At 58.7% G+C, this 12,415-nt stretch carries 12 protein-coding genes; 9 read left to right on the top strand and 3 right to left on the bottom strand.

What is annotated here, in order from left to right; genetic code table 11:
- Positions 1-198: 198 nt before the first annotated feature.
- Both DOU54_RS05200 and DOU54_RS05205 read right to left on the bottom strand, forming a co-directional pair.
- Positions 199-825: a glutathione S-transferase family protein gene (locus DOU54_RS05200; RefSeq protein ID WP_006698768.1), complete on the bottom strand. Its 627-nt coding sequence runs from the start codon at positions 823-825 to the stop codon at positions 199-201.
- 440 nt (positions 826-1,265) lie between these two features.
- Positions 1,266-2,480 (bottom strand): NADP-dependent isocitrate dehydrogenase, encoded by a 1,215-nt coding sequence (locus tag DOU54_RS05205; protein ID WP_035210117.1) that lies wholly within the window; start codon positions 2,478-2,480, stop codon positions 1,266-1,268.
- A gap of 214 nt (positions 2,481-2,694) precedes the next feature.
- On the opposite strand from DOU54_RS05205, the gene DOU54_RS05210 reads away from it, so the two are divergent.
- From DOU54_RS05210 to DOU54_RS05245, 7 genes are all read left to right on the top strand, one after another.
- The gene (locus DOU54_RS05210) at positions 2,695-3,225 is read left to right on the top strand and encodes a hypothetical protein (RefSeq protein ID WP_162749614.1); all 531 of its coding nucleotides are present in this window, start codon (positions 2,695-2,697) and stop codon (positions 3,223-3,225) included.
- A gap of 281 nt (positions 3,226-3,506) precedes the next feature.
- Complete coding sequence (locus tag DOU54_RS05215; RefSeq protein WP_113381322.1) at positions 3,507-4,340, top strand: RNA methyltransferase; 834 nt, start codon at positions 3,507-3,509, stop codon at positions 4,338-4,340.
- Positions 4,324-5,145, top strand: a complete 822-nt coding sequence (gene murI / locus DOU54_RS05220; protein WP_022556498.1) for a glutamate racemase — start codon at positions 4,324-4,326, stop codon at positions 5,143-5,145. Before DOU54_RS05215 ends, murI begins: the two co-directional genes overlap by 17 nt.
- 387 nt (positions 5,146-5,532) lie before the next feature.
- Complete coding sequence (locus DOU54_RS05230) at positions 5,533-5,772, top strand: hypothetical protein (protein WP_006698773.1); 240 nt, start codon at positions 5,533-5,535, stop codon at positions 5,770-5,772.
- A gap of 187 nt (positions 5,773-5,959) precedes the next feature.
- Positions 5,960-6,598 carry a LysE family translocator gene (locus tag DOU54_RS05235; protein ID WP_113381323.1) on the top strand — a complete coding sequence of 213 codons (639 nt, stop codon included), beginning with the start codon at positions 5,960-5,962 and terminating at the stop codon, positions 6,596-6,598.
- Positions 6,599-6,632: 34 nt separating this feature from the next.
- The gene (locus tag DOU54_RS05240) at positions 6,633-7,520 is read left to right on the top strand and encodes an EamA family transporter (protein WP_113381324.1); all 888 of its coding nucleotides are present in this window, start codon (positions 6,633-6,635) and stop codon (positions 7,518-7,520) included.
- A gap of 127 nt (positions 7,521-7,647) precedes the next feature.
- The gene (locus tag DOU54_RS05245) at positions 7,648-9,165 is read left to right on the top strand and encodes a helicase HerA domain-containing protein (RefSeq protein WP_113381325.1); all 1,518 of its coding nucleotides are present in this window, start codon (positions 7,648-7,650) and stop codon (positions 9,163-9,165) included.
- Between the two features lie 188 nt (positions 9,166-9,353).
- On the opposite strand, the gene DOU54_RS05250 is transcribed toward DOU54_RS05245, so the two are convergent.
- On the bottom strand, positions 9,354-10,337 hold the full coding sequence (locus DOU54_RS05250; RefSeq protein ID WP_022556493.1) for a TerC family protein: 984 nt from the start codon (positions 10,335-10,337) through the stop codon (positions 9,354-9,356).
- Positions 10,338-10,788: 451 nt separating this feature from the next.
- On the opposite strand from DOU54_RS05250, the gene rpsD reads away from it, so the two are divergent.
- Together rpsD and DOU54_RS05260 are read left to right on the top strand one after the other, a co-directional pair.
- Positions 10,789-11,406: a 30S ribosomal protein S4 gene (rpsD, locus tag DOU54_RS05255; RefSeq protein ID WP_004442465.1), complete on the top strand. Its 618-nt coding sequence runs from the start codon at positions 10,789-10,791 to the stop codon at positions 11,404-11,406.
- 69 nt (positions 11,407-11,475) lie between these two features.
- Positions 11,476-12,405 (top strand): glutaminase, encoded by a 930-nt coding sequence (locus tag DOU54_RS05260; RefSeq protein WP_037092452.1) that lies wholly within the window; start codon positions 11,476-11,478, stop codon positions 12,403-12,405.
- Positions 12,406-12,415: the final 10 nt, after the last annotated feature.

Raw genomic sequence — 12,415 nt, forward strand, 5'->3', positions numbered from 1 at the left:
GAAAAGAGAAGGCGGGATTTTGGCCCGCCTTTTTCTTGTGAATTTCCGTTTGTGGATGGTTCAGGGACTATTCTGCGCTGGGCAGCGCCAAGCCTGCTGGAGCATTTCCAGCCGAAGCGTGTTCGCTTCGGCGTCGGACAATGCGGTAAAAACAAACACTAGAGCATTTCCGGTGATCCCGTGATCACCGGAAATGCTCTAGTCCGTCGCTTTCATATCCTTCACCGCTTCCTCATCGAGCTGCGCGGCCCGCTTAAATGCCGGGCGCTCGGTCAGATGCGACAAGTAGTCGATGAAGGCCGGGCGTTTTTCAATCGTGCCGAATTGCAGGCCCCAGCCGACATGGGCGCCGACATAGACATCCGCGGCGGTAAAAAGATCGCCGGCGATGAAGCGGTTTTCGCTGACGGCCCGTTCCAGCGTGTTCATCACATCCGCATAGCTGCCGCAGCCGGCCATACGCAATTTTTCCTTCGGCACTTCAAAACCCATTGCCTTCATGCTCGCCGCCATTTCCAGCGGGCCTGCGGCAAAGAACATCCAGCGGTAATAAAGCCCGCGTGACTTGGGTGTGGGCGCTAGGTTCGCACCGGGAAAGGCGTCAGCCAGATAGGCGCAGATCGCAGCGGCCTCGGTGACGATGGTATCGCCATGTTTGATGGCGGGCACCTTGGCCATCGGATTGATCAGCCGATAGGCGGGCGATTTCATCGAGGTTTCGAAACGAAGTATCTCGGTTCGATAGGGAACGCCCACTTCCTCGAGCATCCACCGCGCGATACGCCCGCGCGACATGGGGTTGGTGTAAAAGATCAGTTCACTCATGCTCTTTTGCCTCCCCAAGCAAAATCGTCGAAACGTCAGGCTAACCCAAAGGGCTTTCGGCCTGCGTTTCATATTTTTAAAGTCCGCAACATCCCTAGCGTCTTTCCAAGATCGCGTGGATGCTACGATGAACGTTTGACTGTGTCGGGCAAGTTGTGTGCAAGTAGATGCTGTTTAATCTTAGTCTTATTGTCCTGCTGGCCCTGGACACGCAGAATCAAATTCTGCGCCTAGTGCAACCGCTAATCAAGATGCCGTGAACAAAAAGAAATCTGCGTTGTGTCAGAGTTTTTTCTCTTGGCTCAACCAGCCGGCACGTAACGATATTTGTTCGCTATTTGGTTGTCCATTTCGTTTCTATTGAACGAATGCCTCATCTATACCGAGCAAATAAAAAACCCGGCACTGAGGCCGGGTTTTGACGTCTTGGGAAAGCAGGCTTAGGCAGCCATCGCCTTCTTGAGGTTTTCGTCGATCTTGTCGAGGAAGGCTGTGGTGGAGAGCCAGGGCTGGTCCGGGCCGATGAGGAGCGCGAGGTCCTTTGTCATGTAGCCGCTTTCGACGGTGTCGACGCAGACGGTCTCGAGCGTTGCCGCGAACTTTGCGAGTTCCGCATTGTCGTCCAGCTTGGCGCGGTGGGCGAGGCCACGGGTCCAGGCGAAGATGGAGGCGATCGAGTTGGTCGAGGTTTCCTGACCCTTCTGGTGCTGGCGGTAGTGGCGCGTGACCGTGCCGTGCGCCGCTTCGGCTTCGACCGTACGGCCATCGGGGGACAGAAGAACCGAGGTCATCAGGCCGAGCGAGCCGAAGCCCTGAGCAACCGTATCCGACTGAACGTCGCCGTCATAGTTCTTGCAGGCCCAGATGTAGCCGCCGGACCACTTCAGCGCGGAAGCGACCATGTCGTCGATGAGGCGGTGCTCATAGGTGATGCCGATTTCGTCGAACTGCTTCTTGAATTCGGTCTGGTAGACTTCTTCGAAGATATCCTTGAAGCGGCCGTCATAGGCCTTGAGGATGGTGTTCTTCGTGGAGAGGTAAACCGGCCACTTGCGCATCAGGCCATAGTTCATGGAGGCGCGGGCGAATTCGCGGATGGATTCGTCAAGGTTGTACATGGCAAGAGCCACGCCGGCGCTCGGAGCGTCGAAAACGTCCTTTTCGATGACCTGGCCGTCTTCACCGACGAACTTGATCGTCAGCTTGCCCTTGCCGGGGAATTTGAAATCGGTTGCCTTGTACTGGTCACCGAAAGCGTGGCGGCCGACAACGATCGGCTTCGTCCAGCCCGGAACGAGGCGCGGAACGTTCTTGCAGATGATCGGCTCGCGGAAGATGACGCCGCCCAGAATGTTGCGGATGGTGCCGTTCGGGCTCTTCCACATCTGCTTCAGGCCGAATTCCTCGACGCGCTGCTCATCCGGGGTGATGGTGGCGCACTTGATGCCGACGCCGTGCTTCTTGATGGCGTGGGCCGCGTCAACCGTGACCTGGTCGTTGGTGGCGTCGCGGTTTTCAACCGAGAGGTCGTAATATTCGATGTCGAGATCGAGGTATGGCAGGATCAGCTTGTCCTTGATGAGCTGCCAGATGATACGGGTCATTTCGTCGCCGTCGAGATCGACGACTGGATTGGCTACCTTGATCTTTGCCATGAATTCCTCACCTTCGAAGCTGTGGCGCCTGTTGACGCCCATAGTCGGAAAAATATCCGGTGGGGCTATAGCATCGCACGCGCCTGAGGCAAAGCCATGGGGGGCGCTTTTTTGGCGCAGCGCAATAACGCTTTGCGCATTGCCAAACCATAATGCCGGAATACAGTCAGGCGAATCGCTTCGCCCGTCTCTGGGCCTCTACCGGGATCATATCATGCGGAAAATTCTGCTTCTGTCTGCCGCCGCCCTCTTTTCCCACGCCGCCCTCGCCGCCGGTCCCACCGATCCCGTCCAGAAGGTGATGGACATCACCGTCAAGAACTGGTCCGGCGATGCGGAAAACTGGAAATACATATTCGACGAGGACATGCTGACGAGCCTCTTCAGCAAGGAGTTCGTCGCGCAATACCGTGAAGCCTCCAAGAAGCCGGCTTACGAGGCCGAAAGCGGCGAGAAGGGCGATCCATTCGGTTATGATGTCGTGACCAACTCGCAGGATGGCTGCCCGCTGCAGGATGTGTCCGTGATGGCGGGCGCGGTGAAGGATGGCGTGACTGACGTGACGGCCAAATTCAAGCTCTGGGCCTGCATGGATGAGGCGGAGATGAAGGCGACCGTGGACGAGGTGCATTTCGATGTGATCGAGGAGGAGGGGCGGCCTGTCATCAGCGACATTCACCGGGTGGGCGACGAAGGCCGGGACTCGCTGCGTGAGGAGATGGCGAACATCATCAAGGGGGAGTAATGGGTCCCGTTTGAGCCGGTGGAGAGTGATACGAGGTTTTCGCCACACTCCCCGTCATCCTCGGGCTTGGCCAGAGGATCCATTGATTGCAACGGGTTGTGGATCCCCGGTTCAAGCCCGAGGATGACGGGGGAGCGGCGTTGCTCTCATCTTCAGCAACGCCGAGCGGGTGTGCGCTCTCTCCGACTTTGATTTTAACGGCAATCTGTGCCAGTGAAGCGCGCTTTACGGTATCGGCGTCAAAGTCGATGCCGCGCTTTTAAAAAAACGGACAAACAACGATGGCAGGCACAAACAGCGAGCTTGAACTTCTGGCGGAAGGCCCGGCGATCATTCTGGTCGAACCGCAGCTCGGCGAAAATATCGGCATGGTGGCGCGGGCGATGGCCAATTTCGGGCTCGCCGAGCTGCGCCTCGTCAACCCGCGTGATGGCTGGCCAAGCGAAAAGGCGCGCTCCGCCGCTTCCAAGGCCGATCACGTCATCGACGCGACGACGGTGTTCGATACGCTGGAAGAGGCGATCAAGGATCTCAATTTCGTTTATGCCACGACCGCGCGCGAGCGTTATGGGTTCAAGCAGGTACGATCGCCGGTCACTGCTGCCGATACGCTCAGGGCAAAATTCAAGGCGGGCGAAAAGACAGGCATCCTGTTTGGTCGTGAACGCTGGGGCCTCACCAATGAGGAAGTGGCGTTGGCCGATGAGATCGTGACATTTCCGGTCAACCCCGCCTTTGCATCGCTCAATATTGCGCAGGCCGTGCTCCTGATGTCCTATGAGTGGATGAAGTCGGGCATGGACGATCTGGGCGAGACGCTTTTCCAGTCCGTCGAGCAGCGGCCTTCGACCAAGGAGCAGGTTTTTGGCCTGTTCGAACATCTCGAGGAAGCGCTGGATGCGCGCGGTTATTTCCATCCCGCTGAAAAAAAGCCGAAAATGGTCGATAATCTGCGTGCCGTGCTGTCGAGACGCGGTTTTTCCGAGCAGGAAATCAGTGTTTTCCGCGGCGTGATCAATTCGCTCGACCGTTTTCCCCGGCAATGGCCGAAGCAGGCCGGTCGGGCAACGGGGCCATCGGCCGAGGGAGCAGGGGAGAATGCTGGAGACGAGTGAGGCGGCCACCGACGTGCTGAAGCCGGTGCTGGTGTTCGATTCCGGCATTGGCGGGCTGACTGTGCTGCGCGAAGCGCGCGTGCTGATGCCCGAGCGCGGCTTCATCTATGTGGCCGACGACGCCGGTTTTCCCTATGGCGGCTGGGAGGAGGAGGCGCTCAGGGCGCGCATTCTCTCGCTTTTTGAAAAACTGCTGCAGGATTTCAGCCCGGAAGTCTGCGTCATCGCCTGCAATACCGCCTTCACGCTTGCCGGTGCCGATCTGCGTTCCCGGTTTCCGCAGATGACCTTTGTCGGAACAGTACCCGCCATCAAACCGGCGGCGGAGCGCACCCGTTCCGGCCTCGTCTCTGTTCTGGCGACGCCGGGCACCGTCAAGCGTGCCTATACGCGCGATCTCATTCAGTCCTTCGCGACGCAATGCCATGTCCGCCTTGTCGGCTCGGAAAACCTTGCGCGCATGGCCGAAAGCTGGATCAGGGGGGAGCCGGTGTCGGAGGAGGCGGTGCTTGCCGAAATCGAACCCTGTTTTATCGAAAGCGATGGAAAACGCACCGATATCGTCGTTCTCGCCTGCACCCACTATCCTTTCATGGCCAACGTGTTTCGCCGTCTGGCCCCCTGGCCGGTAGACTGGCTCGATCCCGCCGAGGCAATTGCAAGACGTGCCCGTCATCTGGTGCCGATGCCCCAGGATGCCGAACACCCCGATGGATTCGACTTCGCCGTCTTCACATCTGGCAAGCCGGACTTTGCCACGCGGCGGCTGATGCAGGGTTTTGGCCTCAGCGTCTCCGTGTCCTGATTTCCCTTCCATGAGTCTGTTGCATTTTTGCATCTTTTTTGCGACTCTTTACAATTCGAGATTGCGACCTCTTGTCGCGCCGGATTTCCTGTGTAAGGTGTTTCTCGTCTGTAACCGCTATAAATGGAGGCGTGGAATGACCAATGACATGAATATGCGCCTTAACGGCATGTCTGGCCTTTCCGGCATGAATATCGGCGGTTATGGGGTGCGAGGCATCTCCCTCCGATAAGGCTTAGGCCTGATTTCCCTGCCGTTTGGCGTTTTCATTTCGTTCGACATGTGACCTGCGCGTTTGTGCGGCATCATGCTGTGCCCGTCGTTTCGTCCTGTCGTTTTTCATCGATAAAGGACCTGGCCGCTTTGCCGCGCCGGGATGGATTTCCCATGCAAAAAAATCAACCACTGGTAGCATATGCGCTGCCGGATGCGGTGGACCGTCTGTTCGTCACATTCGGCGTCTGGAAAACTCTCAAAGCGGTTCTCATTGCCGCTGTCGTGCCACGCGCGCCACCAACTGACCCTGCCGATCTGCCGGAGCGCCTTCTGGTCGATATCGGCCTCGACCCTTCGCGCGTGAAGCGGCGGCGAGACTGGGAAACGCCCTACTGGGCGCCGCGGTTTTGACAATGATGGCCGCTTCCGCACGCACATGCGGGAGCGGCCGGTCCCAGTTTGACCGCGGATTACGGAGAAACTCGTACCGGGATGTTTTCCGGGGGCATTAGGAGAGAGCTGCACAGCTCGTACAATCCGGCTTGAAGCAAAACATTTTCCGTGGCTTGCTCAAGACTCGGGATAGAGGAGATTCATCATGCCATTGGAAAACTGGCTGGCCTTCGTGGCCGCGTCCGCCATCATGCTTGCCATTCCAGGACCGACGATCCTGCTGGTCATTTCTTATGCGCTGGGCCATGGCCGCAAGGCGAGCACCGCAACGGTGACAGGCGTGGCGCTCGGCGATTTCACCGCCATGACGGCCTCGATGTTGGGGCTTGGGGCGTTGCTCGCCACATCCGCAGCGCTTTTTACCGGGCTGAAATGGATCGGTGCGGCTTACCTCATCTATCTCGGCATCAAGCTGTGGCGTTCGCCGGTTGGTGGCGATGGTACTGATGGAACCGGCGTGACTGGTCGGGAAAGACCGCTCAAAATCTTCCTGCATGCCTATATCGTTACCGCGCTTAACCCGAAGAGCATCGTGTTCTTCGTGGCCTTTTTGCCGCAGTTTCTGGTGCCGACATTGCCGTTCTGGCCGCAGGTGCTGATTTTCGAGGCGACGTTCCTTGTGCTTGCCACTGTCAACGCGGCGCTTTATGGACTTCTGGCAAGTGCCGCCCGTAATACGATCCGCAAGCCGAAGGTTCAGCGGATTGTCAACCGCACGGGCGGTGGCCTCCTGATCGGCGCTGGTCTCGTTGCCTTTGGCTGGAAGAAGGCGGCCAGCGTATGACGCCCTCCATCGACTGACATTCGGACATAATAAAATGGCATTGCCGCATATACTTCTGGCCCTGGTTACCGTGTTTTTGTGGGGCTTCAACTTCGTTGTCATCAAGATCGGCGTCAACGATATGCCGCCGCTGTTTTTGACGGGGGTTCGTTATCTCTTTGCGGCAGTGCCACTGGTGTTTTTCCTGCCCAGGCCCAATGTGCCCTGGCGGCATATGATCGTTTACGGCATGGCCATGGGTTTTGTGCAGTTCGGCCTGCTTTATCCGGCCATCAAGCTTGGGCTGCCAGCGGGGCTTGCTTCGCTCGTCATGCAGTCGCAGGCCTTTTTCACGCTGGCGCTTGCCGTGGTGTTCCTCGGGGAACGGCCGTTGCCGTCGCAAATCCTCGGTGCAATCATCGCTTTTGGCGGGCTTGCGGTCATCGGCGTCGAGCGCATGACGGCGGCGGCGCTGGTGCCGCTTCTGATGGGCGTCGGTTCCGCCATTGCCTGGGCCTGCGGTAACATCGTCAATCGCCGCATCGGCCAGGTCAATGCGGTCTCCTTCGTTGCCTGGACGAGCCTTGTGCCTGTTCTGCCGTTGATCCTGCTTTCGCTCGTGGTGGAGGGTCCTCAGGCGATAGTCGATGGGGTGGTCAATGCGACGCCGACCATGGCGTTCGTGGTGATCTATATGGCCTATGGTGCGACAATCGTCGGCGCTGGTATCTGGAGTTATCTGCTTCTGCGGTATCCGGCTGGAACGGTGGCGCCGTTTTCTCTACTGGTGCCCGTCGTTGGTTTCATCAGCGCCTATCTCGCTTTTGCGGAACATATCACAGTCTTCGAAGTGGCCGGCGCAGCGCTCGTGATTCTCGGGCTGGCGCTCAATGTCTTCGGGCGGCGTATTGCCTTTGCCCGCGCCTGGCGCCGTCCTGCTTAGGCCGGAACGCAAATGCCTGTGCATTACCGGCATAGGCGAGACGCAATCGACGATTTTTTGGTAAAGAGCATGTTCGGCCGCCGCGAGGGGAATCGGCCGGATCTGAGGCAGTACGAGGAACGGAACATTGCAGGTCGGCATCGACATGGGAACTCTATCGGGCGGGCAGCAGGCCAAGCTCGATATTGAAGAATTGCTTGCGACGCGTTTGCTGGTGCAGGGCAATTCCGGTTCCGGCAAGTCGCATCTGCTGCGCCGGCTGCTCGAGCAATCGGCGCCATGGGTGCAGCAGGTCATCATCGATCCCGAGGGTGATTTCGTCACGCTATCAGACAGATTCGGCCATGTTGTGGTGGATGGCGAGCGCACGGAAGCCGAGCTCGCGGGCATCGCCAACCGCATTCGCCAGCATCGTGTTTCCTGCGTGCTGACGCTGGAAGGTCTCGATATCGAACAGCAGATGCGGGCGGCCGCTGCTTTCCTCAACGGCCTGTTCGATGCCGATCGCGAATTCTGGTATCCGGTGCTTGTGGTGGTGGATGAAGCGCAGATGTTTGCGCCCTCCGTTGCTGGTGAAGTGACGGAAGATGCCCGCAAGGCCTCGCTTGGCGCGATGACCAATCTGATGTGCCGTGGCCGTAAGCGTGGTCTTGCCGGCGTCATCGCCACGCAGCGACTGGCCAAGCTTGCCAAGAACGTGGCCGCGGAAGCCTCCAACTTCCTGATGGGCCGCACTTTCCTCGATATCGATATGGCGCGCGCGGCCGATCTGCTCGGCATGGACCGGCGGCAGGCGGAAATGTTCCGCGATCTTCAGCGCGGCAATTTCGTGGCGCTCGGCCCGGCGCTTTCGCGCCGTCCGCTGCCCATCGTCATCGGGGCGGTGGAAACCTCGGCGCGCTCTTCTTCACCGAAGCTGATGCCGCTGCCGGATGCGCCGCAGGACGTCGAAGACCTGATCTTTACGCCGGACCCGGAAGAATTCACGCGTCCCGCAGTTCGTCGCACACCGCCGGCTCCGCGTCCAACAACGGATATTCTGGCTGAATTGTCCCGGTCTACTCCCGCGGCCGTCGGCCCAGCACCGGAGCATTCGCCTCGTGCGGGCCAGCCGGAAATAACGCCCGAGGAGCGCGAGGAAAAGATTTCAGCGGTTCTCGTCGAAATTCTCGATGACTCTCAATCCGCCTATCGTACCGATGCCGTGCTTTATCAGGATTTCCTGGTGCGCGCCCGCATGCGCCGCATTCCCGGCACGCCGATGACGCTGGCGGAGTTCCGCCGGCAGGTGGCGATTGCCCGTTCAGGCGTTGATGCGGCAATGGCGGCAAGCGAAGGCTGGGAGAAGGCGCTGGAATTGTCGATGTCGGTCTCCGATGACCTGCAGGGCGTTTTTCTGCTGCTCGTCAAGGCAGCGCTCGGCGAGGAACCTTGCCCGTCCGATGCCCGAATTGCCCGCGCCTACGGCACCCATTCCGCCCGCCGCGCACGGCGTCTCCTTAGTTATTTCGAGGAGAAGGAGCTTGTGGTGGTGCATGCCGATTTCTCCGGCAAGCGTATCGTGGCATTTCCCGATCTCGACGCAAAAACCGCGCCCGGCGATGCGGATGCGGCTGAGGATGATGCAAGGCTGGCGGCGGAGTGAGGGTGCGGCGGGTTTGTTTGCGTCGATTTATTCCCCCGTCATGCCGGACTTGATCCGGCATCCAGCCACGGCGCGTCTGCGTCGTGAGAAGAGTCTATTGCGATCAAGGACTTGACCGCACTGGACCCCGGATCAAGTCCGGGGTGACGGCGTGTGAGGAGGCGTTTCCGCCTCCTCATTGCTTGACCTTACTCGATGGCTTTCGTTTCCTTGCGCGTCGCGATCAGTGAACCGACGACGCCGGTGACGAGAATGGCGACGGTGACGCCGAGCGAAACAGCCGGCGGGATCTTGGCGATGCCGAGCATGTCGGCGACGAAGATTTTCGAACCGACGAAGACCAGAACCGCAGCCAATGCATATTTCAGGTAGGCGAAGCGATGGATCAGGGCGGCAAGCGCAAAATAGAGGGCGCGCAGGCCGAGGATCGCGAAGATGTTCGAGGTATAGACGATAAACGGATCGGTGGTGATGGCGAAGATCGCCGGGATCGAATCGACGGCAAAGATGAGGTCGGCGATTTCGACCATGATGAGCGCCAGGAAGAGCGGCGTCACGAAGGTCTTCAGTTTTCCGGTTGTCTCATCGGTTTCCTTGACGAAGAACTTTTCGCCATGCAGTCTGTTTGTCACTGGCAGGTGACTGCGCAGGAATTTCAGGATGCGGTTGTTGCCGATGTCGTTCTCGTCATGGTCGGAGGAAAACAGCATCTTGAGGCCTGTGAAGACGAGGAAGGCCGCAAAGAGGTAAAGCACCCAGTGGAAGTTTTCGACGATGGCCGCGCCGCCGGCAATCATGATGCCGCGCAGGACGATAACGCCGAGGATACCCCAGAGCAGCACGCGGTGCTGGTATTGGCGCGGAATGGCAAAATAGGAGAAGATCATGGCGATGATGAAGATATTGTCCATCGCCAGGCTTTTTTCGACCACGAAGCCCGTGACATATTCCATGGCGGACTGCTGGCCGGACTGATACCAAATCCAGCCACCAAAGGCGAGGCCGATGGCAATATAGAAGCCTGACATCAGCAGGCTTTCACGAACGCCGATTTCCTTGGAATTCTTATGAAGTACGCCGAGATCGAGCGCGAGCAGGCCAAGGACAAGAGAAATAAAGACACCCCACATCCAGGTGGGTGTGCCGAGAAAATCCGATAGAAGAAAGTCCATCAGTCAACCTTTAGCCGGACGAGGTTGGCTTTACGGATGGGGAACGCGTGTCAAGAATATACGTGGGCCCCAACCTTAACAAACTCGACATCACGTGTTGTCCGGTAACACGCCAGAGGGGCCCGAGTTCTGATCACGACGAAGAGATGGGTGGGCACTTTTGCTTTTCAAGGGTAGACTTTAGAAAAAAGCGAAAGGCCTTGTTTGACAAAACCGTGAAAGCTCTGTAGAAGCCGCCCCAACGCCGGGCAGTGATGTCCGGTGTGTTTTGTTGACTGCCCTGCAGTTTAAGAACTGACGTTCGGCGGTCAATATCACCGACATGTCCCGTGGTTTCTCCATTCGCATGTGAGAAGCCTGTCAGAGGCCCTGCAACGGGCCTCAGAGGAGGGCGTGTTTCCTTAACCCGGTTTGGCAACAAGCCGGTATAAACCTTTGAGAAGGAAATACGATGAGCAAGCGCGAATCGGCTAAGTACAAAATCGACCGCCGCATGGGCGAAAACATCTGGGGCCGTCCGAAGTCCCCGGTTAACCGCCGCGAATACGGCCCGGGCCAGCACGGCCAGCGCCGCAAGGGCAAGATGAGCGACTTCGGCACGCAGCTGCGCGCCAAGCAGAAGCTCAAGGGCTACTACGGCGAACTGCGCGAAAAGCAGTTCCGCGCTACCTTCGACGAAGCAAACCGTCGCAAGGGCGATACCTCTGAAAACCTGATCGGCCTGCTCGAGTCGCGTCTGGACGCCATCGTCTACCGCGCCAAGTTCGTTCCGACCGTTTTCGCGTCGCGCCAGTTCATCAACCATGGCCACGTCACGGTTAACGGCGTTCGCGTCAACATCGGTTCTTACCGCTGCAAGCCGGGCGACGTTATCGAAGTTCGCCAGAAGTCCAAGCAGCTCGTAACAGTTCTGGAAGCCGTTCAGCTCGCTGAACGCGACGTTCCTGACTACATCGAAGTTGACCACAACAAGATGGTTGCGACCTACGCTCGCGTTCCGTCGCTCTCCGACGTTCCTTACCCGGTCGTCATGGAACCGCATCTGGTCGTCGAATTCTACTCGCGTTAATCGACGCGTTTCAGTATTCAGGAAGCCGCCCTTCGGGGCGGCTTTTTTGTTTGCTGGGGAAGGCTTTGCATGCAGGACATTCAGGGTATCGTCGATTCCATCCATGACAGCATGCTGCCGAGGCTGGGCGAGGGGAAGGTTGCGGATTACATTCCCGAACTCGCCAAGGTCGATCCCAACCAGTTCGGCATCGCCATCACCACGGTCGATGGAACGACTTATACGGCTGGCAATGCGCTGACGCCGTTTTCGATCCAGAGCATTTCCAAGGTCTTCATGCTGACGCTGGCGCTCGGCAAGGCCGGTGAGACGGTGTGGAACCGGGTGGGTCGCGAACCGTCGGGATCGTCCTTCAACTCCATAGTCCAGCTGGAGCACGAGCACGGAATTCCCCGCAACCCCTTCGTGAATGCCGGGGCGATCGTGGTGACCGATATCGTTTTGTCCGGCCATCAGCCGCGCGAGGCGATCGGCGAGCTCCTGCGGTTCGTGCGGTATCTCGCTGATGATGACACGATCAGCATCGACGATACGGTGGCGAAATCCGAGCAGGCGACGGGTTTCCGCAATTTCGCGCTCGCCAATTTCATGCGCTCCTTCGGCAATCTGCATCACCCCGTGGAATATACGCTCGGGGTCTATTTCCATCAGTGCGCGCTTTCCATGACCTGCGCGCAGCTATCCCGCGCCGGCCTGTTTCTGGCCAATCGCGGCCGCAACCCGCTGACGGGGCATACCGTCGTGTCGGACCGCCGCGCAAGGCGCATCAATGCGCTGATGCTGACCTGCGGTCATTATGACGGGTCGGGCGATTTCGCCTATCATGTTGGCCTGCCGGGCAAGAGCGGCGTCGGCGGCGGCATCATGGCGGTGGCACCCGGCAAGGCATCGATCGCGGTCTGGTCGCCGGGCCTCAACAAGGTCGGCAACTCGGCGCTCGGGTCACATGCGCTGGAAATGCTGGCGACGAAAACAGGTTGGTCGGTATTCGGGGCTTGATCTTCCGGGC

The sequence above is a fragment of the Agrobacterium sp. MS2 genome (assembly GCF_003261015.1).
GTDB classification, from domain to species: Bacteria; Pseudomonadota; Alphaproteobacteria; order Rhizobiales; family Rhizobiaceae; genus Agrobacterium; species Agrobacterium pusense.